Source organism: Sphingobium sp. RAC03 (assembly GCF_001713415.1).
Taxonomy (GTDB): domain Bacteria; phylum Pseudomonadota; class Alphaproteobacteria; order Sphingomonadales; family Sphingomonadaceae; genus Sphingobium.
In genome coordinates this window covers 733272-756127 of record NZ_CP016453.1, presented here as the reverse complement: position 1 = coordinate 756127, position 22856 = coordinate 733272, and the positions used below count along the sequence as shown (strand labels likewise).

The window sequence follows — 22856 nt, the reverse complement described above, 5'->3', positions numbered from 1 at the left end:
ATGATCCTGCACGGCTATTGGCGATCAAGCGCCGCCTACCGGGTCCGCATCGCTCTGGCGCTCAAAGGGCTGGACTGTCGCCAGACGCCGCACGACCTGCGCACCGGTGCGCATCACGCCCCGTCCTTCCGCGCGCTCAACCCGCAAGCGCTCGTTCCCGCGCTGGAGACGCCAGACGGTGTCCTCACCCAATCCGGCGCGATCATCGAATGGCTGGACGAGCAATATCCTGATCCGCCGCTGCTGCCCGTCAAGGCGTTCGACAGGGCGGTAGTGCGCAGCATGGCGGCGCTTGTCACCTGCGACATTCACCCGCTCAACAATCTGCGCGTCCTCGACCGGCTACGCGGCGATTTCGCGGCTACTCCCAATCAGATCACCGCCTGGATCGGCCATTGGATCAGCGAAGGCTTCGCCGCGCTGGAGCAACAGATTGCCCGCCACGGCGGCGACTTCGCCTTCGGCGATACACCCGGCCTGGCCGACTGTTTCCTGCTACCGCAACTCTATGGTGCGCATCGCTTCGGCGTCGATATGCAGCCCTTCCCGCTGATCCGTGCGATCGGCATCCGCCTGTCGAGCCTTGCGTCCGTCGCCCAGGCCCATCCCGACCGGCAGCCCGACGCCGACTGCGCTTAAAGCAGCCCCGCATCCTTATGCGCCAGCCGCCGTCCGGTGATCAGCGTCTGGCCGATGAACAGGATGATCAGCAGCCCGCCCACCGCGCCGACGAAGATGTCGAAGCCAGACCAGCGCCCGAACAGGCCCGGCCCGTAGCCCAGCGCCATCATCATGATGGTCAGGCCGATCAGCATCAGCCGCAATTCGGTCGGCCCGGCCGACAGATAGGAGAGTTTGAACTCGCCCAGCACGCGGGCGGAAAGATAGGCGTGGATGGACAACAGCAGATAGCCCGCCAGCGCCACCATCGCCACGTCCATCGTCACGAAGGGGCTAAGCCCGATCCCCGCCAGGATAAGCAGCGTCACCAGCCCGTCGCAACTATGGTCGATGAAATAGCCATAGGATGGCCGCTCGATCCGCCGGAACCGCGCCAGGCTGCCATCCATCGAATCCCCGAACCACTGGACGACATAGCCAATAATGGCGAGGATCAGCCAGGTCGCACCCCAATTGCTGGCCACATAGCCGGCAAAGGTCATGACCGCGCCGATCACCCCGGCGAAGGTCAGGCGGTCGGGCGTGACCCAGCTCGGCATCCGGCTGCATAGCCAGGTCAGCAATCGTCGTTCGGCCTTGGCAAGAAAATTCTGTTGTATGCGATCAAGCGTGCCGGGGCCGCTTTGTAATGAGTCTGTCATATCGCCTTATCGGGCAACCCGGCGACAACGGCAATGCTCCTGTCACTTCGGTTCGTCGCCACCCCGACTCATGCCGTCATACGCCCGACAATACTGGCCGCATCAGCCTGCCAGTCGATGCCGTGCGCGTTCGTCCAGCCCGCATCATAATAGGTGCAGCCATAGCGATCGCCACTGTCGCATAGCAGCGTGACGATACTCCCCTGTTCGCCCGCCCGCGCCATGTCATCGGCGATCGCCATGCAGGCGCAGATGTTGGTGCCGGTCGATCCACCGACACGGCGGCCCAATATCCCGGCCAGCGCATGCATCGCGCCGATCGACTGCGCATCCTCCACCGCGATCATCCGGTCGATCACGGAAGGGATGAAGCTCGGCTCAACGCGGGGCCGCCCGATCCCCTCGATCCGCGCCGCACAGCCTTCGGGCAGGGTGGTGACCGACGGGTCGGCATGGTGGCGATGAAAGACCGAGTTGACGGGATCGGCGACGCACAGGCGGGTCGAGTGCCGTTCGTAGCGGATGAAGCGGCCGATCGTCGCCGATGTGCCACCCGTCCCTGCGCCGCAGACGATCCAGCTGGGGATGGGATATTCTTCCTGCGCCATCTGGGTGAAGATGCTCTGCGCGATATTATTATTGCCGCGCCAGTCGGTCGCCCGCTCGGCATAGGTGAACTGATCGAGATAATGACCGCCGGTTTCCTGCGCCAGCCGTTGCGCCGTGGCATAGACGGTGCGGGGATCATCGACCGCATGGATCTCGCCGCCGTGAAAGCGGATGGCATCGAGCTTGGGTGCGGCGGTGGAGGCGGGCACCACGGCGATAAAGCGCAGCCCCAACATCTTGGCGAAATAGGCTTCGGACACGGCGGTCGAGCCGGATGAGGCCTCGATCACCGTCGTCTGCGGCCCGATCCATTCGTTGCACAGCGCATAGAGAAAGAGCGAGCGCGCCAGCCGATGTTTGAGGCTGCCGGTCGGGTGCGAACTTTCGTCTTTTAGATACAGGGTGATTCCGGGGTGACGTGGCAAGGGCAGGCGGATAAGGTGGGTGTCGGCGGAGCGGTTATAATCCGCCTCGATCCGCCGTATCGCCTCGGCCAGCCAGTCCCGCGACACCCCACCACTCATGCGGCCAGGCCTAATGCCCGCAGCAAAGCGGCTGAATCCGGCTCGCGGCCCCGGAAGCCGACGAAATTGTCGAGCGCAGGCCGCGATCCGCCGCGTGCCAGCACATGGTCGCGAAACAGGCCACCCAAGGCGGCCCGATCGGCGCGTTCGTCGGCAAAGGCTTCGAAAGCATCGGCGGACAGGCGTTCGGCCCACAAATAGCTGTAATAGCCCGCCGCATAACCGCCCGCGAAGATATGGCTGAAGCCATGGGCGAAGCGATGCCATTCCGGCGGATGGACGACCGCCACTTCCTGCCGAACTGCCTGCAGCACTTGCTGTGCGGAGGGACCATCAGGCTGCGCCGCCGCCAGATGCAGGCGCAGGTCGAACAAAGCGAACTCCACCTGCCGCAGCAAAGCGAGCGCGCCCATGAAGCGGCGCGCGGCGAGCATCCGGCCGATCATTGCCTCATCCAGCGGCGCGCCGCTCGTCTCATGCGCCGATACCCGGCGCAGCATGGCGGGTTCCCAGGCGAAATTCTCCAGAAACTGGCTCGGCAGCTCCACCGCATCCCATTCGACGCCCGATATGCCGCCAATCGAAGGCAAGTCCACCTGCGTCAACAGATGGTGGAGGCAATGGCCCATTTCGTGGAACAGCGTGACCATATCCGAATGGGTAAGATGCGCCGGACGATCCGCGCCGCCGCTGGCGAAATTGCAGACCAGATAGGCGATCGGCATCTGCTCCCGATCCGCTTCGCGCAGGCGCGGACGACACACATCCATCCACGCGCCGCCCCGCTTGCCGGAACGAGCAAACATGTCGCAATAAAGCGCGGCGACGGGCGCGTCCTCGCCCGCCCGGTGCAGCGTGAAATAGCGCACGTCGGGATGCCACACCGGCGCATCGCCATCGGCGGCGCGGATCTCCAGTTCGAACAGGTCGGTGACCAGGGCGAACAGCCCGTCAAGCACCCGCGCCAGCGGCAGGTGCGCGCGGATTTCCGCCTCGTCCACGGCATGCACCGCCCGCCGCATATGCTCGGTCACATAGGCCACATCCCATGGCTCGATGGTCGCAATGGCGAGATGATCGCGGGCGAAGGCGGTCAGTTCGGCCAGTTCCTCCTGCGCGCGCGGCCGCGCCCGTTGCGCCAGATCGACAAGGAAGGCGTCAACCTCGGCCCCATCGCGCGCCATCTTGGTGGAGAGCGACAATGCCACCGCATCGCTATGGCCCAACAAGCGCGCGGCATCCTGCCGCAAGGCCAGCAATTGCGCGATCCGGTCGCCATTGTCGAACTGGCCTGCCTGCGGTCCTTGGTCAGAGGCGCGGGTGCCATAGGCTTCGTAGACGGTGCAGCGCAGGTCGCGATCCTGTGCAAAAGCGGTAATTGCGCGCACTGACGGGGCGTGAAGATCAATGAGCCAGCCGTCCAGCCCCTTCGCCTGCGCGGCGCGCGCCATCGCGTCCTGATCGCTCTGCGGCACACCCGCCAGGCGCGTGTCTTCGGTCAGGTGCAGCGTCCAGGCCTCGGTCGCATCCATCACCGCATTGGCGAACGCGGTCGCCAATCGTCCCTGTTCGACGCTATTGGCGGCAAAGGCAGCACGATCTTCCCCGTCCAGACTGACGCCGGACAATTCGAAGCCGCGCAGCGTCAGGGCCAGCGCGCGGGCTTGCGCCTCATCCAGTCCTTCGGTCGGGATCGCGGCGAGCGCATCATAGAGCGGCCGGTCCTGCCCGACTTCGGCAAAATAGCTGTGGATCAGCGGCTGGGCTTCCCCATGGGCGGCGCGCAGTTCGGGGCTGTTGGTCACGCCGATCAGATGATCGACCGTGCCCCATATGCGCGACAGGGCAGCGTCGGCGCTTTCCTTGGCCAGGAAGACGGCGGCAAAGCCCGACGCCTGGGCACATTGGGCCATGGCGGCGCGATGGGTAGCGATCGCACTTTCCACGGCGGGCAGGACATGGTCGGGATGGATGTCGCCAAACTGAGGGTGCAGGCGGCTGTCGAGCAGGGGATTGGCTTGGGTCATGCCCTTGCCCTTACACGGGACGGGGCATGACCGTAAAGCGCTCCATGGGTCAGAGGCGGGCGCTATGCCAGCGCAGATGATCCTCCATGAAGGTCGAGATGGTATAATAGCTATGGTCATAGCCAGGCTGGAGTCGCAGCGTCAGCGGAATGCCCGCCGCCTTGCAAGCCGCGTCCAGCAGGTCGGGACGGAGCTGCTCGGTGAGGAAGGGATCGGCTTCTCCCTGATCCACCAGCAGGTCGGCGATCCGCGCGCCATCCTCGATCAGTGCCACCGCATCATGACGACGCCAGGCCGCGCGATCATCACCGAGATAGCCGCTCAACGCTTTCTGGCCCCAGGGCACTTGCGAGGGGGCAACGATCGGGGCGAAGGCGGACACGGCTTTGAACCGATCGGGGAAGGTCAGTCCGATGGTCAATGCGCCATGGCCGCCCATGGAATGGCCCATGATCGACTGCCTGTCCATGTCGGCGGGGAATTGCGCCGCAACCAGCGCAGGCAGTTCTTCGGTCACATAGGACCAAATATGATAGTGGGTGGCGAAGGGCGGCTGCGTCGCATCGACATAGAAGCCCGCCCCAAGCCCAAAATCATAGGCGCCATCGGGATCATCGGCCACAGCTTCGCCGCGCGGCGACGTGTCGGGCGCGACTAAGATCAGGCCCAGTTCCGCGCAGAGGCGGCGATATTCGCCCTTTTCCGTGACATTGGCATGGGTGCAAGTCAGCCCTGACAGATACCAGACCACTGGTAGCTTCGCGCCGGGCGCATGGGGCGGGACATAGACCGAGAAGGTCATGTCGCCGCCGCAGACGGCGGAGGCATGACGATAGACGCCCTGCACCCCGCCAAAAGCGCGATTGGTCGATACCGTCTCCATGCCGGTCATTCCCTTACTCGCCGTCAGCGTAGCAATAGGCGCAAATCTTGTTGCCGGTGGGGTCGCGCATATAGGCGGCATAGGCCGTCGGCGCGAAGGCGCGGGGACCAGGCGCTCCTTCGCAGGTGCCGCCATGGGCAAGCCCTGCTTCATGGAAGGCGCGGACCTGCGCACGGGTGGCGGCGGCAAAGCCCAGCGTACCGCCATTGGCATGGCAGGCCGGTTCGCCATTGGCCGGGGTCAGCACCAGAAATTCGGGCGTGCCCTTGCCATAGAGAAATGCCTTGTCGCCCATCGCGCCCAGATTATCGATGCCGAGCGCGCCGAGAGCTGCGTCGTAAAAAGCCTTGGATGCGGCGATATCGTTGGCGCCAACGCAGGCGTGGGTGAAAATGGACATAAGGTTCTTCCTCGCTCAAAATATCAGAAAATGACGACGCTGCGGATGCTTGTCCCGGCGTGCATCAGGTCGAAGCCCTTGTTGATCTCTTCGAGGCTCAGGACATGGGTGATCATCGGATCAATCTCGATCTTGCCGTTCATATACCAGTCCACGATCTTGGGGACGTCGGTGCGGCCCTTGGCCCCGCCAAAGGCGCTGCCCTGCCAGACGCGGCCGGTCACCAGCTGGAACGGACGGGTGCTGATTTCCTTGCCCGCTTCGGCGACGCCGATGACGGTCGATACGCCCCAGCCGCGATGGCAGGCCTCCAGCGCCTGGCGCATGACTATGGTGTTGCCGGTGCAATCGAACGTATGGTCCGCCCCGCCATCGGTCAGCGCCACCAGATGCTGGACGATATCGCCCTCAATCTCCTTGGGATTGACGAAATGGGTCATGCCAAAGCGCTTGCCCCATGCCTCACGGTCGGGATTGATGTCGACACCGATGATCTTGTCGGCCCCCACCATGCGTGCGCCCTGCAGCACGTTCAGGCCGATGCCGCCCAAGCCGAATACGATGACATTGTCGCCCACGCGAACCTTGGCGGTGTTTACCACCGCGCCGACGCCCGTGGTGACGCCGCAGCCGATATAGCAGCTCTTGTCGAACGGCGCGTCCTCGCGGATCTTGGCGACCGCAATCTCCGGTAGGACAGTGAAGTTGGAGAAGGTCGAGCAGCCCATATAATGGAAGATGGGCTGGCCCTTATAGGAAAAGCGGGTCGTGCCGTCGGGCATCAGCCCCTTGCCCTGCGTCGCACGGATCGCGGTACACAGGTTGGTCTTGCCCGACAGGCAGCTTTTGCACTGGCGGCATTCAGGCGTGTAGAGCGGGATCACATGATCGCCCGGCTTCACGCTGGTGACGCCAGCGCCGACTTCGCGCACGATGCCCGCGCCTTCATGGCCCAGCACGGAGGGGAAGATGCCTTCGCTGTCGAAACCGTCGAGCGTATAGGCGTCGGTATGGCAGATGCCCGTCGCCATGATTTCCACCAGCACTTCGCCCGCCTGTGGCCCTTCCAGGTCCAGTTCGACGATTTCAAGCGGCTTCTTGGCTTCAAAGGCGACGGCGGCGCGGGTCTTCATATGGCACTCCTCTGCGATTGCCCGCCTTCTAGCGCCACGTAAGGGAGATGATAAAGAGGCGTATCGATAAATCTCTAGCTCGTCTTTGGCCGCTTCACCTTTTTGAGTTGGCGGATGCCGAGCCAGACGGCCAGTATGATGGCTGGTATCAAGGCGATGTCGATCCAGCCCGGCAGATGCGCGCCCTGATGCTCCAGCGCTTCCTTGAGATAGTGCCACAACCCCAGCGTATAATAGCTGACCGCCACCACCGACAGGCCTTCGACCGTATGCTGCAGGCGCAGTTGCAGCCCGGTGCGCCGATCCATCGATGCCAGCAGATCGCGGTTGCGGCGGGCGAGCGCGGTGTCGACGCGGGTGCGTAGCATCGCGCTGGTCCAGGCGGTGCGTTGCGACAGATCCTCCAACCGCCGGGTGAAGGCGTCGCAGGTGCGCATCGCGGGGAGCAGCCGCCGTTCGGTGAAATCGTCGAGCGAGCCATAGCCCCGCACCGGCGCGACCTCCAGGGCGCGGATGCGGTCGCGGCAGATGGCGGCATAGGCCTGTGTCGCGCTCATGCGATAGCGGGTGCGCGCGACGATCTGCGCCAGTTCGGCGGCAAGGGCCGACAGCGCCTCCAGCACCGTATCGGCGTCGGCATCCGGCTCGGCGACGCGGCTGGTGATGGCGGTCAATCGCTGTTCAAGGCCGGTGAGTAGCGGGGTTGCGGCCTGCGCTTCGGGAAGGCCGAGCAAAGCGATCTTGCGATAATTGCCCAATTCCTGCAGGCGCTGGACCAGCTGGGCCAGTTCCGCCCCCTGCAACCCCTTATCCTGAACGAGCAGGCGGCCAAAGCCATCGGCATGGAGGCGAAAGTCGCTCCAGATGCGCGCCTGCCCATCGGCCACGTCGGAGATGATGAGGTCGTCCTGGGCAAAATGGGTGGCGATGGTCGCCTCATCGGGCGCGTCGGCGATCACCGCAATCTGGGTCGAGCGGATCACCCGACCCGGCAGCGCGCCGATCCATAGGGCTGCCTGCGCGAAGGGAGTGAGGTCGAACAGCGGCCCGCCACCAGCAGCGAGGAAGCTGTAGGTCATGAACTCGCTATGCCGTTCCCAGGTAAAACCCAGCGCACCGATTTGGCAATTGAGGAAGCGGACGGTCGGATCGAACGGAACCTCATGCGGGGCAAGCAGGCTGCGCATGATCGTCAGGCTGGCGTCGACGTCCGCGTCATCGACCAGCAGGACGAACTGAACGACCCGCGCGGGTGCCTGGAGCCGGGGCATTTTGCGGACATGCATTTCCCGCGAGAGCGAACCGCGCAGCGGGTGGCTGCGCGCGTGCAGGGCCGCAAATGGATCGCCGCTATCGTTCATGCTGCCTCGCCCCCCAGTCTTGGCGCCCATTAAGTCAGACAAAAGCGCGATACGCAAGATCGGTGAGGGTCAGGCTTCTTCGTACAGCTCCAGCGGCAGGCCATCGGGGTCACTGAAGAAGGTGAAACGCTGCCCGGTATATTCGTCCACGCGGATCGGCTCGCAGGCCACATCATGCTTTGCGAGGCGCGCGACTTCGGCGTCGATGTCGCGCACCACGAAGGAGAGATGGCGCAGGCCGCAGGCTTCGGGGCGGGAGGGGCGAGGCGGCGGCGCGGGGAAGGAGAAGAGTTCGATCCGGGCATTGCCCGCGTCGAGATCGCACTTCCAGCTATCGCGCGCTTCGCGATAGACCTCATGCAGCACCGGCAGGCCCAGCACCTCGACATAGAAACGACGCGAGCGCGCATAGTCCGACCCGATGATCGCGATATGGTGAACGCCGCGCAGCATGCTGATTATTTCTCGATCTGGCTGACGTCGCGCACCGCGCCCTTGGCGGCGTTGGTGGTCATCGCGGCATAGGCCCGCAAGGCCGGAGAAACGGCGCGCTTACGGCCAAAGGGTTTCCAGGCCTTGACGCCCATCTTCTCCATTTCGGCGCGGCGCTCGGCCAGTACCGCGTCGTCCAGGTCCAGCTTGATGACGCGGTTGGGAATATCGATGACGATCGGGTCGCCGGTCTGCACCAGCGCGATCAGGCCGCCTTCAGCCGCTTCCGGCGAGACATGGCCGATCGACAGGCCCGACGTGCCGCCCGAAAAGCGCCCGTCGGTGATGAGGGCGCATTCCTTGCCCAGTCCCTTGGATTTCAGATAGCTGGTCGGATAGAGCATTTCCTGCATGCCGGGGCCACCCTTTGGCCCTTCATAACGGATGACGACGACGTCGCCTGCCTTGACCTCATTGCCGAGAATGCCGACGACCGAGGCATCCTGGCTTTCATAGACGCGCGCGGTGCCGTGGAAGGTCAGGATCGAGTCATCCACGCCTGCCGTCTTCACGATGCAGCCTTCGGGCGCGAGGTTGCCATAGAGGACGGCGAGGCCGCCATCCTTCGAGAAGGGATGCTCGGCCGAGCGGATCACGCCCTTTTCGCGGTCGGTGTCGAGTTCCTCCCAACGCGCCGACTGGCTGAACGCGGTCTGGGTGGGCACGCCACCGGGGGCCGCGCGGAAGAAATTGCGGACTTCCTCGCTATTGGTGCGGCCAATGTCCCAGCGAGCGAGCGCGGCCGCCATGGTCGGGGCGTGAACGGTGGGGAGCGACGTATCGACCAGCCCGGCGCGTTCCAGTTCGCCCAATATCGCCATGATGCCACCGGCGCGATGGACATCCTCCATATGCACGTCCTGCTTGGCGGGTGCGACCTTGCACAGGCAGGGGACGCGGCGCGACAGGCGGTCAATATCGGCCATGGTGAAATCGACCCCGCCTTCATGCGCGGCGGCGAGCAGATGGAGGACGGTGTTGGTGGAGCCGCCCATGGCGATATCGAGGCTCATCGCATTTTCGAACGCGGCGAAGCTGGCGATGGTGCGGGGCAGGGCGGTGTCGTCGTCCTGCTCATAATAGCGTTTGGCGAGATCGACGATGACATGGCCCGCTTCACGGAACAGCCGTTCGCGGTCCGAATGGGTCGCCAGCGTCGAGCCATTGCCCGGCAGTGAGAGGCCGAGCGCTTCGGTCAGGCAGTTCATCGAATTTGCGGTGAACATGCCCGAACAACTGCCGCAGGTGGGGCAGGCGGAGCGTTCGATCGTCTGCACTTCCTCGTCGGTATAGCTTTCGTCGGCGGCGACGACCATGGCATCGACCAGGTCGAGTGCGACCTCCTTGCCGCGCATCACGACCTTGCCGGCCTCCATCGGGCCGCCGGAGACGAACACGGCGGGGATGTCGAGGCGCATCGCGGCCATCAACATGCCGGGCGTGATCTTGTCGCAATTGGAGATGCAGACCATCGCGTCGGCGCAATGGGCGTTGACCATATATTCGACGCTGTCGGCGATCAGGTCGCGGCTGGGCAGCGAATAGAGCATGCCGCCATGGCCCATGGCGATGCCGTCATCGACGGCGATGGTGTTGAATTCCTTGGCGACGCCGCCTGCCGCCTCGATCTCCCGCGCGACGAGCTGGCCCAGATCCTTGAGGTGGACATGGCCCGGCACGAACTGGGTGAAGCTGTTGACCACCGCGATGATCGGCTTGCCGAAATCCTCGTCCTTCATCCCCGTCGCGCGCCACAGGCCGCGCGCGCCCGCCATGTTGCGGCCGTGGGTTGTGGTGCGTGAACGATAGGCAGGCATGATGGCGGTCCTTCAGGGCTTTGAGGCGGCCCCTCTACAGCGCAGGGGCCAGCTTTGGAACAAATTATTCCTTTTGGCGGCCCTGTGCGCCATTTTCTTACGCCGCCGCGCCGCTCCCCTGGACCAGAGCCATGCGCAGGCATTGGCAGACGATCTCGTCGCGCTGGTTGCGCAGCCGATGGGTGAAGGTGACGATGCCTGCGCCGGGCCGCGATTTGCTGGGCTTCAAGTCGGTGACTTCGGAGTCGCAGCGCAGCGTGTCGCCGATGAAGACAGGCTTTGGCATCACCAACTTGTCATAGCCAAGGTTCGCGACCAGCGTGCCCAGCGTCGTGTCGCCCACCGACAGCCCGATCATCAGCGCGAAGGTGAAGGTGCCGTTGACGAGGATCTGGCCGAACTCGCTGGCTTTGGCGAACTCGGCGTCGAGATGCAGCGGCTGCGGATTATGCGTCATCGTCGTGAACAGAAGATTGTCGGTCTCCGTCACGGTGCGGCGGATATGGTGGACAATCGTGTCGCCGATGGTCCATTGATCGTAAAAGCGCCCGGCCATGTTTTTCCCTTAACTTCGCATATTTCCCGCAGTTTTTGACATTATATGCCAAGAAGGGGACTGAATATTTCAAATGGAGCCGCGGCCCGCATCATAGCCTAAAAGGCGGGATGTAGGACAGCGGCTATGCGGTTTTGGCGATCTTGGCCAGCAACACACCCTCGCTCACCTGTCCGCCTTCGGCTGCGTTCAGTTCGGCAACGGTGCCATCGAACGGGGCGATCAGGCTATGCTCCATCTTCATGGCTTCGAGCGTCAGGAGTTTCTGGCCTTTGACCACAGCGTCACCCGCCGCGACCGCTACCGCTATGATGCGGCCGGGCATGGGGGAAAGGATTGCGCCGTCGGAGGCTGCTCCGCCTGCGCCACCCGCGGTGCGCCAGGGGGCCAGCCGCCAGACCTGTCCGCCTTGCGCGATCAGCACATCTTCACGGTTCGGCTCAGCATCTCCCCCGCGCGGATCGAAGGCAATGGTCACGGTTTCGCCATCCAGCAGGAAAGCCGCCTCTGCCCGCACCGGCGCATTGAGGCGGAAGCCAGCCAAGGCACCACCCGATGTCAGAGCGATAGCAGCATCGGCCAAGGCATCGGCATCGGGCCGAAGCGGGGGCATCAAGGCATCGCCCTCTCGCGCAATCAGCCCGGTATCGAGTCTGGCAGCCACGAAGTCGGGATTCTCCAACGCCTTGACCAGAAAACCCGCATTGGTCTTGAGCGGCCAGATCGCGGTATCGTCCAGTGCGGCGGCGAGGGTGTGCCTGGCGTCGTTGCGGGTCGGGCCATGGGCGATCATCTTGGCGATCATCGGGTCGTAGAAGGGCGAAATCTCCGCACCTTGTTCAACCCCAGTGTCGATACGGCAACCCTCGCCCAGATCGAACGTATCGAGACGCCCGATGGAGGGCAGGAAGCCCTTGATCGGATCTTCCGCGTACAGCCGCGCCTCCATGGCGTGGCCGTTGATGCAGAGGTCATCTTGGGCCAGCGGCAGCGGTTCGCCCGACGCGACGCGCAACTGCCATTCGACCAGATCGACGCCCGTGATTTCCTCGGTCACGGGATGTTCGACCTGAAGCCGCGTGTTCATTTCCATGAACCAGATGCGATCGGCGCGCAGGCCTTCGCTGCCGTCGGCGATGAACTCGATCGTGCCTGCGCCGACATAGTCGACCGCCTTGGCAGCGCGGACGGCGGCAGAGCAGATGGCTTCGCGGGTCGCTTCGTCCATGCCGGGGGCTGGGGCTTCCTCGATCACCTTCTGGTGGCGGCGCTGGAGCGAGCAGTCGCGTTCGAACAGGTGGACGACATTGCCATGACTGTCGCCGAAGACCTGCACCTCGATATGGCGCGGGTTAGTGACCCATTTTTCGAGCAGGACATGATCATTGCCGAAGCTGGACGCGGCTTCGCGCTGGCAGGAGGTAAGCGCATCGGCGAAGTCGGCCGGGGCGTCGACCTTGCGCATCCCCTTGCCGCCGCCGCCTGCGACGGCCTTGATGAGGACGGGGTAGCCGATGGCGTCGGCTTGCGCCGCGAGATGGGCGGGGGACTGGTCCGCGCCGAGATAGCCGGGCGTGGTGGGAACGCCTGCATTTTGCATCAATTGCTTGGCGGCGTCCTTGAGACCCATGGCGGTGATGGAGGACGGGTTGGGGCCGACCCAAATGAGGCCCGCGTCGATGACGGCCTGCGCGAACTCGGCATTTTCGGACAGGAAGCCGTAGCCGGGGTGGATCGACTGCGCGCCGGTCTCGCGCGCGGCGGCGATGATGCGGTCGCCCATAAGGTAGGATTCGCGCACCGGGGACGGGCCGATATGGACGGCTTCGTCGGCGGAGCGGACGTGGAGGGCGTTCGCGTCGGCGTCGGAATAGACGGCCACGGTGCGGATGCCCATGGCCCGCGCGGTGCGGATGATACGGCAGGCGATTTCGCCGCGATTGGCGATGAGGAGGGATTGGATCATGATCTTGAAACCGGGTAATAATAAGCGGGAGCAAAGGGCGAAAGGTAACCATAAGGGTCTCTCACGACCTGCATCTTGCCGTCCCAGACCGCCCAATGATCATAGGTTTCAATCGATATTTTTGTGCTTTCGTCGCTCACTCTAACGATGCTTTGCAGGAGCGGTGCCTTGAAGGTAAATCTGGCCCTTTCCGTGACGCCATTCCAAGGATGCAAGCGGCGCTTATCCCAATCTCTTTCCAGAATTGGTCCCCAAAGCAGGGCATCATCTGATATTTTCAGAAGAGTGTGTCTATCCTCGCTGATCTTTATGCCCTCGCCCATCGCATAACCCCGGTTCGCGAAGGCAGCGCGAAGGTCTTTTTCACTAATACCCTCGCGTTCCCAATCCTGCTCACCGCAGACTTCTAGTGCTTTATCTAGGGAAATATCAGCGAGCATTGCCAAACATGCCGGGCCACATCCAAATTCAGCGCTTTGCGCAATCGTCTTCATATTCTCCACTCCATCACAGCGGCAACAGGCCGAAATGCGCTTCCACGTCCGCCAGCACATTCAGCGTCAGGACGAGCGCCATTCCTAGCACGTTGCGGGTCTGCTCCGCGTCTATGACGCCGTCGTTCTACCGCCGCGCGGATGATATGGCAGGCGATTTCGCCGCGGTTGGCGATGAGGAGGTATTGGATCATGGAGCTACTCCAGAAAATCCTCCCCGAGCTTGTCTCGGGGAGGGGGACCATGCGAAGCATGGTGGAGGGGTGATGGCACAATGCTGAAAGATGGGGCGCCCAAGGCACGAACAGCCACTGTGCGCAAAGCCCGGCAGTTGTGCCGCGCGATGACACTGCCGGAAGTGCTTGTCTGGCAAGGTCTTCGTGCGCGACCGAACGGTCTGAAATTTCGTCGGCAGCATCCCAGCGGGCCTTATATTCTGGATTTTTATTGCAGCGATGCACGGCTTGCGATCGAGATCGATGGCGAGGGCCATGCCGACAGATCGCAAATCGAACGGGATGTTGAACGTGACCGATGGTTTGCCGAAGCGAACATCCATACACTGCGCATTGCCGCGCGGGACGTGTTGGCCGATCTGGATGCGGTCACGCGAGAGATCGTGACTGAGGCGACGGCGCGATTGCCCCTCCACCATCCGGCTGCGCCGGACGGTCCCCCTCCCCCAGACGAGCTGGGGGAGGAATTTTAGGGGGGTGCTCACCGCCATCACATCCGGAACAGGCCGAATTGCGCCTTGTCCGGCACCGGCGCATTCAGCGCCGCAGAGAAGGCCAGTCCCAGCACATCGCGCGTTTGTGCTGGGTCGATGACGCCGTCGTCCCACAGGCGGGCGGTGGCGTAATAGGGGTTGCCTTCTTCCTCATATTTCTGGCGGACGGGGGCTTTGAAGGCTTCGGCTTCCTCCGGTGTCCATTTGCTTGCGTCGCGGTGGACGGTGGCCAGCACGGACGCGGCCTGTTCGCCGCCCATCACGCTGATGCGGGCATTGGGCCAGGTGAAGAGGAAGCGGGGTTGATAGGCGCGGCCGCACATGCCGTAATTGCCTGCGCCGAAACTGCCGCCGATCAGGACGGTGACCTTGGGCACCTGCGCGGTGGCGACGGCGGTGACGAGTTTGGCGCCGTGCTTGGCGATCCCCTCCGCCTCATATTTGCCGCCGACCATGAAGCCGGAGATATTCTGGAGGAACAGGAGCGGTATGCGGCGCTGGCAGGCGAGTTCGATGAAATGCGCGCCCTTTTGCGCGCTCTCGCTGAATAGCACGCCGTTATTGGCGAGGATCGCGACGGGCATGCCCCAGATATGGGCGAAGCCGCAGACGAGCGTGGTGCCGTAGAGCGCCTTGAACTCGTGAAACTCACTGCCGTCCACGATGCGCGCGATGATTTCGCGGACGTCATAGGGGGCGCGAACATCGTCGGGGATGATGCCATAGAGGTCGCTCGCGTCATATTTGGGCGGGCGGGGTTCGCGCAAGTTCAGGTCGGGCTGGCGGTCGGGTTGCAGAGTCGAGACGATGTCGCGGACGATGGTCAGCGCCTGATCGTCGCTGTCGGCGACATGATCGACCACGCCCGATTTGCGGCCATGCAGGTCGCCGCCGCCCAGATCTTCGGCGGTGATGACTTCGCCGGTCGCGGCCTGCACCAGCGGCGGGCCAGCGAGGAAGATCGTGCCCTGGTTGCGGACGATGACGGTCTCGTCGGACATGGCGGGGACATAGGCGCCGCCCGCGGTGCAACTGCCCATGACGCAGGCGATCTGGGGGATGCCCTGCGCCGACAGGTTCGCCTGATTGTAGAAGATGCGGCCGAAATGGTCGCGGTCGGGGAAGACCTCCGCCTGATTGGGGAGGTTCGCACCGCCGCTATCGACCAGATAGATGCAGGGCAGGCGGTTTTCGAGCGCGATTTCCTGTGCGCGCAGATGCTTTTTCACGGTGATGGGATAATAGGTGCCGCCCTTCACCGTGGCGTCGTTGCAGCCGATCATGACCTGACGGCCCGACACCCGGCCGATCCCGGCGATGAGGCCCGCACCGGGGACTTCATCGCCATAGAGGCCATTGGCGGCAAGCTGGCCGATTTCGAGGAAGGGCGAACCGGGGTCGAGCAGCCGTTCGACGCGATCGCGCGGGAGGAGCTTGCCGCGGGCTGTGTGTTTGTCGCGCGCACTGGCGGAGCCGCCTTGCGCGGCGGCGGCGACCTTGGCGCGCAATTCTTCGGCCAGCGCGCGGTTGTGTGCGACATTGGCGCGGAAGGCTTCGCTATCGCGCAGGACTTTGGTGTCGAGGATGGGTGCGGTCATATGGTTCTTACCCTGTATTGCGGGCCTGCGCCCCTCCACCGCCCTTCGGGCGGTCCCCCTCCCCCAGCAAGCTGGGGGAGGATTATGCGCCGATGACCTCGCGGCCGATCAACATGCGGCGGATTTCGTTGGTGCCGGCGCCGATGTCGAGCAATTTGGCATCCCGCAGATAGCGTTCGACCGGCCAGTCCTTGGTATAGCCCGCGCCGCCCAAGGCCTGCACCGCTTCCAGCGCGACCTTCACCGCATTTTCCGACGCCAGCAGGATCGCCCCCGCCGCGTCGAAGCGCGTGGTGCGTCCGGCATCGCAGGCCTTCGCCACGGCATAGACATAGGCGCGCGCGCTGTTGAGCGCGACATACATGTCGGCGATCTTGGCCTGCATCAGTTGGAAGGTGCCGATCGCTTTGCCGAACTGCTTTCGGTCGCGGACATAGGGGATGACGGTGTCGAGGCAGGCCTGCATGATGCCAAGCTGTATGCCCGCCAGCACGGTGCGTTCATAGTCGAGGCCGGACATCAAGATGCCCACGCCGCCATTGAGCGCCCCCATGATATTGTCTTCCGGCACTTCGCAATCGTCGAAGATCAGTTCGGCGGTCGGGCTGCCGCGCATCCCCATCTTGTCGATCTTCTGGCCGATGGAAAAGCCTTTCATGCCCTTTTCGATGAGGAAGGTCGTGAGGCCTTTTGACCCTTCGCCAGTACGGGCATAGACGACCAGCGTGTCGGCATAGGGGGCGTTGGTGATCCAATATTTGGTGCCGTTGAGGATATAGCGGTCGCCGCGCTTTTCCGCTTTCAGCGTCATCGACACGACATCCGATCCTGCGCCTGCTTCCGACATGGCGAGGCTGCCGACATGCTCGCCGGAAATCAGCTTGGGGAGATATTTGGCCTTTTGCGCGTCGCTGCCCCAGCGGCGGATCTGGTTGACGCAGAGGTTGGAGTGGGCGCCATAGGACAGGCCGATCGAAGCGGAGGCGCGGGCGACTTCCTCTTGTGCGACGACATGGTCGAGATAGCCGAGGCCAAGGCCGCCCCATTCCTCCTCGACCGTGATGCCGTGCAGGCCAAGCGCGCCCATTTGCGGCCACAGGTCGCGGGGGAACCAGTCCTTTGCATCGATTTCCGCGGCCAGCGGCGCGATCTTGTCAGCGGCGAAGCGCGCCGTGCTTTCGCGGATCATGTCCGCGGTTTCACCCAGGGCGAAATCGAAATTGCTCATTGGCCTCTCCTATTTGCCGCAGAGGCTAACGCATGGCGGCCTCAATTCAAAATTGAAAGAATTGGCATAGTGTCATAGATGGGGTCTATGATCGAACGTTATCAGCTCCGCTATTTCCTGGCCGTGGTCGACCATGGCAATTTTTCGCGCGCGGCGGGGCATTGCAATGTGGCGCAGCCGACGCTGTCGGTGGGGATCGCCAAGCTGGAGCGGGCGCTGGGCGGGGCGTTGTTCCTGCGATCGGGGCATCGGGTCGAGCTGACGCAGGCGGGATCGCGTCTGCTGGCCCACGCCCGGCGGATCGAAGGCGAGTTCAACCTCGCGCAACAGGTGCTGGCGGGTGCCGCGCAAGGGCCGCTGACGCGCATGGGCGTGATCCGCAGCCTGCCCGGCGCGACCATAGCGGCGATCACGCGGGCGGCGCGCGGCATCGACCCCGACGCGCGGCTGGAACTGGTGGAAGGAACCGAACGCGAATTGCTGGGCCATGTTGCGCGGGGGCGGATCGACTGCGCGCTGACGTTGGTGGGGCGGGGCAGCGACCGGTTTCTGGAAGAACCGCTGCGCGAAGAGGGCTATGCGCTGGCCGTTCCGCTGGACCACCCGGCCGCTGGGCAGGCGTCGGTCGCAGCCGAAACGTTGAACGAGGATGTGATGATCGTGCGGCGGCATTGCGAAGTTCTGTCCGACACCAGCCGCTTCTTCACCGAACGCGGGGTGCGGCCACATTTCGCCTATCGGTCAGTCAATGACGAGCGGGTGATGCAGATGGTGGCGGTGGGGGTGGGGATCACGCTGATGCCGACCAGCTATGCCGCGCCCGATGTCGCCCGACCGCGGCTGGCGGGGTTCGACCAGACGCGCACCATCGGGCTGCTCTATGCGACGACATCCGAGGCGCTGGCCGCGTCACCCCCGCCGATCGTGGCTGCAGCGCGGCGCGTGTTGGCGGACTGATCAGGCGCGCGGGGCGAGGCCGCCGATCAATATATCAACCATCGCGTCGGCGATCTCGCTGGGGGTCAATGGCCCGTCCGGGTCATGCCAGCGACCCGGCCAGTTGAGCGCACCCGCCAGTGTGAAGGCCGTCATCCGCACATCGACCGGCGCGATCGAGCCATCGGCGATCCCGTCCTCAATCAGCGCCCGGATCGACAGGTCGATCGCCCGCTTGCGCGCCCGAAATAGCGCCGCGCCTTCGGGAGAGAGAAATTCGTCGCCGGTGCGCACCACGCATCGGCCGAAATCGTCCATCATCACCAGCGCATAGCTGCGCAGGACGCTGCGTAGTCGGGCGAGGCCATCGCCGGGCTGCGCGCGGGCGGTGTCGGCGGCAGCGCTGAGCAGTTCCAGCCCGCGCGTCACGCACTCGATCAGCACCTGCTCCTTATTGCCCAGATAATGATAGATGGTCGGCTTGCTGATCCCCAGGCTTGCGGCGACATCATCGAGCGAGGTCGCGTGGAAACCGCGTGCGTTGAACATCCGCACCGCCGCGCGCAGCACGGCTTCGCGCTTTTCCTCGCGGTCACGCTCGCGCTCTTCGCGCGATCGGAAGGGGGAGGGGGCAGCGGAAGCGAGACGGGGTGCCATAGTATCCTTGGGTCTGATCGACTGTCTGTTCCGCATCCTCCCCTGAAAGGGGAGGGGGACCGTCGGCGTAGCCGATGGTGGAGGGGTGTCATCCCATCGAGAGCTTGACACCCCTCCGTCAGGGCTACGCCCTGCCACCTCCCCCGCCGGGGGAGGATGTGGAGTTGCAACCGTCTTGACAAGAAACCCTTCGATAATCAATATACCAGTGAGTATATAGGAGACGAATGGGTTTTATGCTGACGGAAATTCAGACGGCCATTCGCGATACGGTGCGCGGTTTCGCGCAGGAGACGATCCGTCCGCATAGCGTGCGCTTCGAGGCGGAGGGCGGCTATCCGCCCGAATTGTTCGAGGAGATGGCAGGCCTCGGCCTATGGGGCATGACCGCGCCGGAAAGCTATGGCGGGGCGGAGGCGGACGCGGTGTCCTACGCGCTGGCGCTGATCGAATTGGCGGCGGCGGACGGCGCATTGTCCACCATCGTATCGATCCAAAACAGCATCCTCGTGTCCGGCCTGCTCAAGGATGGTAGTGAGGCGCAGAAGGCGCGTTTCCTGCCCGACCTGATTGGCGGGCGGATCATCGGTGCCTTTGCCCTGACCGAAGCCGATGCCGGATCGGATGCGTCCGCCGTGCGCACCCGCGCGACCAAGGTCGATGGCGGCTGGCGCATCAGTGGGTCCAAACAGTTCATCACGTCGGGCAAGATCGCCGGACTGGTGATGGTCGCCGCCGTGACCGATCCCGATGCGGGCAAGAAGGGTCTGTCCGTGTTCATCGTGCCGACCGATCGGCCCGGTTTCAGCGTCGACAAGGTCGAGCATAAATTGGGGCAGGGCGCGTCGGACACCTGCGCGTTGCGGTTCGATGATATGTTCGTCGAGGATGACCTGCTGATCGGCCAACCAGGGCAGGGCTATCGTATTGCGCTTGCCAATCTGGAAACCGGCCGCATCGGCATCGCCGCGCAATGCGTCGGCATGGCGCAGGCGGCAATGGACATCGCGGTCGCCTATGCCAAGGATCGCAAGAGTTTCGGCAAGCCGATCATCGAGCATCAGGCGGTGGGCTTTCGCTTGGCCGATCTCGCCACACGATTGGAAGCGGCGCGGCAATTGGTGCTGAACGCCGCGCGGGTCAAGGATGCGGGCCTGCCCTGCCTGATCGAAGCGTCGATGGCCAAGCTGTTCGCGTCGGAAGCGGCCGAACAGATTGTATCGGGCGCGCTCCAGACGCTGGGCGGCTATGGCTATCTGGAAGAATATGGCGTCGCCAAAATCTATCGTGATGTGCGCGTGTGCCAGATTTACGAAGGCACGTCGGACATCCAGCGCATGGTCATCGCGCGCAGTCTTTGAAAGGAATTGATATGCAGGACGATCCGGTAGTCATCGCCAGCTATGCCCGCACGCCGATGGGCGGGTTTCAGGGTGCCTTGTCCGGCCTCAAGGCTACGGACCTCGGCGCTGCGGCGGTCAAGGCGGCGGTCGAGCGCGCGGGCGTTTCCGTCGATGCGGTCGATCGCATCTATATGGGCTGCGTCCTGCCTGCGGGCCTGGGGCAGGCGCCGGCGCGGCAGGCGGCTTTGGGCGCGGGGCTTGGCCTCAACACCGAAGCCACGACCGTCAACAAGATGTGCGGGTCGGGGATGCAGGCGGCGATCATGGCGCATGAAGCGCTGGCATCCGGCGCGGTCGATGTCGTGATTGCGGGCGGCATGGAAAGCATGACGAATGCGCCCTATGCCCTGCCCAAGCATCGTAGCGGGGCGCGGATCGGCCATGACCGGATCATCGACACGATGATGATGGACGGGCTGGAAGATGCCTATGAGCCGGGCAAGGCGATGGGCGTGTTCGCCGAAGAAGCAGTGCGCGACTATCAGTTCACCCGGCAGGATCAGGATGATTATGCCATCCGCTCGCTCGAACGCGCCAATGCCGCGATCGGCAACGGGGCCTTCGTGCGCGAGATTACGCCGGTGACGGTCAAGGGCCGGGGTGGCGACACGATCGTCGATACGGACGAACAGCCGGGCAAAGCGCGGCCGGACAAGATCCCCGGCCTCAAGCCCGCCTTCGTCAAGGATGGCACGATTACGGCGGCCAATGCCTCGTCCATTTCGGACGGTGCCGCAGCCTTGGTGATGACGCGGCAGAGCGTCGCGGACAAGCAGGGGATGAAGGTCGTTGCGCGCGTGGTCGCGACCGCAGGGCACGCGCATGAGCCTTCCAAATTCACTACGGCACCGGTTCCCGCGATGCGCAAGCTGCTGGAAAAGGCAGGCTGGTCGGTGGACGATGTCGATCTATTCGAGGTCAACGAAGCCTTTGCCGTCGTCGCGATGATCGCCGCCAAGGAATTGGGCATTCCGGCGGAGAAACTGAACGTCAATGGCGGCGCGACCGCGCTTGGCCATCCGATCGGCGCATCGGGCGCGCGCATCGTCGCGACGTTGATCGGGGCGCTGGAAACGCGCGGGTTGAAGCGCGGCGTCGCCAGCCTGTGCATCGGTGGTGGTGAAGCGACGGCGATGGCGATCGAGCTGGTCTGATAGTTTAGGGGTTGGTTGTTATGGATATCAAAGGTTTGGCCGCCATTGTTACGGGCGGCGCTTCGGGGCTTGGCCGGGCGACCGCGACGATGCTGGCGGCGCAGGGCGCGAAGGTTGCGATCTTCGACTTGAACGAAGAAGCGGGCAAGGCCGTCGCGGCGGAACTGGGCGGGGTCTATGTCTCGGTGAATGTCGCCGATGATGCCAGCGTCGCGGCCGGTTTGGACACGGCGGAGGCCGCGCATGGCGTAGCGCGCATCCTGGTCAACTGCGCGGGGATCGCACCTGCGGTCAAGACGGTAGGCAAGGAGAATGCGCCCCATCCGCTCGACACCTTTGCCAAGACGGTGACGGTCAACCTCATCGGCACATTCAACGTCATTTCCAAATTCTCGGCGCGGCTGGCCGCGGCCGAGGAGATTGACGGCGAGCGGGGCGTCATCGTGAACACGGCATCGGTTGCGGCCTATGACGGGCAGATCGGGCAGGCGGCCTATAGCGCGTCGAAGGGCGGCGTCGTCGGCATGACTTTGCCGATCGCGCGCGACCTGGCGCAACATAAGATCCGCGTCATGACGATCGCGCCGGGTATTTTCCTGACCCCCATGCTGGAGGGATTCCCGCAGCATGTGCAGGATGCGTTGGGCGCGCAGGTGCCGCACCCCAGTCGCCTGGGCAAACCTGCCGAATATGCGCAACTGGTGGAGTCCATCGTCCGCAACCCGATGCTGAACGGCGATGTCATCCGGCTGGACGGCGCGATCCGCATGGCGCCGCGCTGATGGACGGGATCGCCTTTTCGGTCGAGGATGACATCGGGCGGATCACGCTCGACCGGCCGGAGGCGGGCAACGCCATCACCCTGCCGCTGGCGCGCGCGCTGCTGGCGGCGGCGATCCGCTGCCAGACCGACGCGGCGATTCGCTGTATCGTCTTGACCGGCAATGGGCGGTTGTTCTGCGCGGGCGGCGATGTGCAATTGCTGGCGGGCGCTGGCGACAAGCGATCGGAAGTGCTGAGCGAATTGATCGCGACCTTTCATGCCGCCGTCGCGCGGCTGGCGCGCGCACCCAAGCCGCTAGTGACGTTGGTCAATGGCCCGGCTGCGGGCGCGGGGTTCAGCCTGGCGATGCTGGGTGACGTGGTAATCGGCGCGCGGTCGGCGCATTTTACCGCCGCTTATGGCGCGATCGGCCTGACGCCGGACGGGGGCCTTAGCTGGTTGCTGCCGCGTCTGGTGGGGTTGCGCAAGGCGCAGGACATCATCCTGACCAACCGCCGGATCAAGGCGGAGGAGGCCGAGGCGATCGGGCTGGTCACGCGGATCGTCGATGACGAAGCGCTGGTCGACGAAGGCCTGCGCGTCGCCACCGCGCTGGCCGATGCGCCGATGGCGGCGCTGGCCGCCAGCCGCGCGCTGCTGGCCGACAGTTTCGAGACCGGGTTGGAGACGCAGCTGGACCGCGAATTGCGGAGCATGGCGGCGGCAGGCGCGGGACAGGAAAGTGAAGAGGGGCTAAGCGCATTGCTTGCAAAACGCCCCGCCAATTTTAGGGGAGTTTGAGA

22 protein-coding genes are annotated in these 22856 nt (G+C 64.1%); 7 read left to right on the top strand and 15 right to left on the bottom strand.

The window, feature by feature from the left end:
• A complete protein-coding gene (maiA, locus tag BSY17_RS03425; RefSeq protein WP_069064513.1) occupies positions 1-639 on the top strand; it encodes a maleylacetoacetate isomerase in 639 nt (212 codons plus the stop codon).
• Here the strand turns inward: maiA and BSY17_RS03420 are convergent.
• The 12 genes from BSY17_RS03420 to BSY17_RS03365 all read right to left on the bottom strand — a co-directional run bounded on the left by BSY17_RS03420 (position 636) and on the right by BSY17_RS03365 (position 13584).
• Positions 636-1322, bottom strand: coding sequence for a CDP-alcohol phosphatidyltransferase family protein (locus tag BSY17_RS03420; RefSeq protein WP_069064343.1), 687 nt, complete (start codon positions 1320-1322; stop codon positions 636-638). The two genes, maiA and BSY17_RS03420, sit on opposite strands and share 4 nt — an antisense overlap.
• A 68-nt stretch (positions 1323-1390) precedes the next feature.
• Positions 1391-2455 (bottom strand): PLP-dependent cysteine synthase family protein, encoded by a 1065-nt coding sequence (locus tag BSY17_RS03415; RefSeq protein ID WP_069064342.1) that lies wholly within the window; start codon positions 2453-2455, stop codon positions 1391-1393.
• A complete protein-coding gene (locus BSY17_RS03410) occupies positions 2452-4482 on the bottom strand; it encodes a M3 family metallopeptidase (protein WP_069064341.1) in 2031 nt (676 codons plus the stop codon). The genes BSY17_RS03415 and BSY17_RS03410 overlap by 4 nt, the downstream gene beginning before the upstream one ends.
• 49 nt (positions 4483-4531) lie before the next feature.
• On the bottom strand, positions 4532-5365 hold the full coding sequence (fghA, locus tag BSY17_RS03405; RefSeq protein WP_069064512.1) for an S-formylglutathione hydrolase: 834 nt from the start codon (positions 5363-5365) through the stop codon (positions 4532-4534).
• A 13-nt stretch (positions 5366-5378) separates the two neighbouring features.
• Positions 5379-5765: a VOC family protein gene (locus BSY17_RS03400; protein WP_069064340.1), complete on the bottom strand. Its 387-nt coding sequence runs from the start codon at positions 5763-5765 to the stop codon at positions 5379-5381.
• A gap of 23 nt (positions 5766-5788) precedes the next feature.
• A complete protein-coding gene (locus tag BSY17_RS03395; RefSeq protein ID WP_069064339.1) occupies positions 5789-6898 on the bottom strand; it encodes an S-(hydroxymethyl)glutathione dehydrogenase/class III alcohol dehydrogenase in 1110 nt (369 codons plus the stop codon).
• 74 nt (positions 6899-6972) lie between these two features.
• A complete protein-coding gene (locus BSY17_RS03390; protein WP_069064338.1) occupies positions 6973-8259 on the bottom strand; it encodes a DUF3422 domain-containing protein in 1287 nt (428 codons plus the stop codon).
• A gap of 69 nt (positions 8260-8328) precedes the next feature.
• Complete coding sequence (gene gloA2, locus BSY17_RS03385) at positions 8329-8709, bottom strand: SMU1112c/YaeR family gloxylase I-like metalloprotein (protein WP_150125719.1); 381 nt, start codon at positions 8707-8709, stop codon at positions 8329-8331.
• A gap of 8 nt (positions 8710-8717) precedes the next feature.
• On the bottom strand, positions 8718-10568 hold the full coding sequence (gene ilvD / locus BSY17_RS03380) for a dihydroxy-acid dehydratase (RefSeq protein WP_069064336.1): 1851 nt from the start codon (positions 10566-10568) through the stop codon (positions 8718-8720).
• Between the two features lie 97 nt (positions 10569-10665).
• The gene (locus BSY17_RS03375; protein WP_069064335.1) at positions 10666-11124 is read right to left on the bottom strand and encodes a MaoC family dehydratase; all 459 of its coding nucleotides are present in this window, start codon (positions 11122-11124) and stop codon (positions 10666-10668) included.
• Positions 11125-11248: 124 nt separating this feature from the next.
• Entirely contained in the window at positions 11249-13090 is a 1842-nt protein-coding gene (locus BSY17_RS03370; RefSeq protein WP_069064334.1) for an acetyl/propionyl/methylcrotonyl-CoA carboxylase subunit alpha, read from the bottom strand.
• Positions 13087-13584, bottom strand: coding sequence for a hypothetical protein (locus tag BSY17_RS03365; RefSeq protein WP_069064333.1), 498 nt, complete (start codon positions 13582-13584; stop codon positions 13087-13089). Before BSY17_RS03365 ends, BSY17_RS03370 begins: the two co-directional genes overlap by 4 nt.
• A gap of 274 nt (positions 13585-13858) precedes the next feature.
• On the opposite strand from BSY17_RS03365, the gene BSY17_RS03360 reads away from it, so the two are divergent.
• Complete coding sequence (locus tag BSY17_RS03360; protein ID WP_037473656.1) at positions 13859-14293, top strand: endonuclease domain-containing protein; 435 nt, start codon at positions 13859-13861, stop codon at positions 14291-14293.
• 17 nt (positions 14294-14310) lie between these two features.
• Here the strand turns inward: BSY17_RS03360 and BSY17_RS03355 are convergent, their stop codons facing one another.
• Both BSY17_RS03355 and BSY17_RS03350 read right to left on the bottom strand, forming a co-directional pair.
• Positions 14311-15912: a carboxyl transferase domain-containing protein gene (locus BSY17_RS03355; protein ID WP_069064332.1), complete on the bottom strand. Its 1602-nt coding sequence runs from the start codon at positions 15910-15912 to the stop codon at positions 14311-14313.
• Positions 15913-15994: 82 nt separating this feature from the next.
• Positions 15995-17140, bottom strand: coding sequence for an isovaleryl-CoA dehydrogenase (locus tag BSY17_RS03350; RefSeq protein ID WP_069064331.1), 1146 nt, complete (start codon positions 17138-17140; stop codon positions 15995-15997).
• Between the two features lie 87 nt (positions 17141-17227).
• Between BSY17_RS03350 and BSY17_RS03345 the strand changes: the two genes are divergently transcribed.
• Positions 17228-18097 (top strand): LysR family transcriptional regulator, encoded by an 870-nt coding sequence (locus BSY17_RS03345; RefSeq protein WP_069064330.1) that lies wholly within the window; start codon positions 17228-17230, stop codon positions 18095-18097.
• Here BSY17_RS03345 and BSY17_RS03340 read toward each other — a convergent pair whose 3' ends face one another.
• The gene (locus BSY17_RS03340; protein WP_069064329.1) at positions 18098-18733 is read right to left on the bottom strand and encodes a TetR/AcrR family transcriptional regulator; all 636 of its coding nucleotides are present in this window, start codon (positions 18731-18733) and stop codon (positions 18098-18100) included.
• 236 nt (positions 18734-18969) lie between these two features.
• Between BSY17_RS03340 and BSY17_RS03335 the strand changes: the two genes are divergently transcribed.
• Genes BSY17_RS03335 through BSY17_RS03320 form a run of 4 tightly spaced genes read left to right on the top strand, consistent with a single transcriptional unit; the run spans position 18970 to position 22854 of the window.
• Positions 18970-20094 (top strand): acyl-CoA dehydrogenase family protein, encoded by a 1125-nt coding sequence (locus BSY17_RS03335; protein WP_069064511.1) that lies wholly within the window; start codon positions 18970-18972, stop codon positions 20092-20094.
• Between the two features lie 11 nt (positions 20095-20105).
• On the top strand, positions 20106-21290 hold the full coding sequence (locus tag BSY17_RS03330) for an acetyl-CoA C-acyltransferase (RefSeq protein ID WP_069064328.1): 1185 nt from the start codon (positions 20106-20108) through the stop codon (positions 21288-21290).
• A 20-nt stretch (positions 21291-21310) separates the two neighbouring features.
• The gene (locus BSY17_RS03325; protein WP_069064327.1) at positions 21311-22072 is read left to right on the top strand and encodes a 3-hydroxyacyl-CoA dehydrogenase; all 762 of its coding nucleotides are present in this window, start codon (positions 21311-21313) and stop codon (positions 22070-22072) included.
• Positions 22072-22854 carry an enoyl-CoA hydratase/isomerase family protein gene (locus tag BSY17_RS03320; protein ID WP_069064326.1) on the top strand — a complete coding sequence of 261 codons (783 nt, stop codon included), beginning with the start codon at positions 22072-22074 and terminating at the stop codon, positions 22852-22854. The genes BSY17_RS03325 and BSY17_RS03320 overlap by 1 nt, the downstream gene beginning before the upstream one ends.
• Positions 22855-22856: the final 2 nt, after the last annotated feature.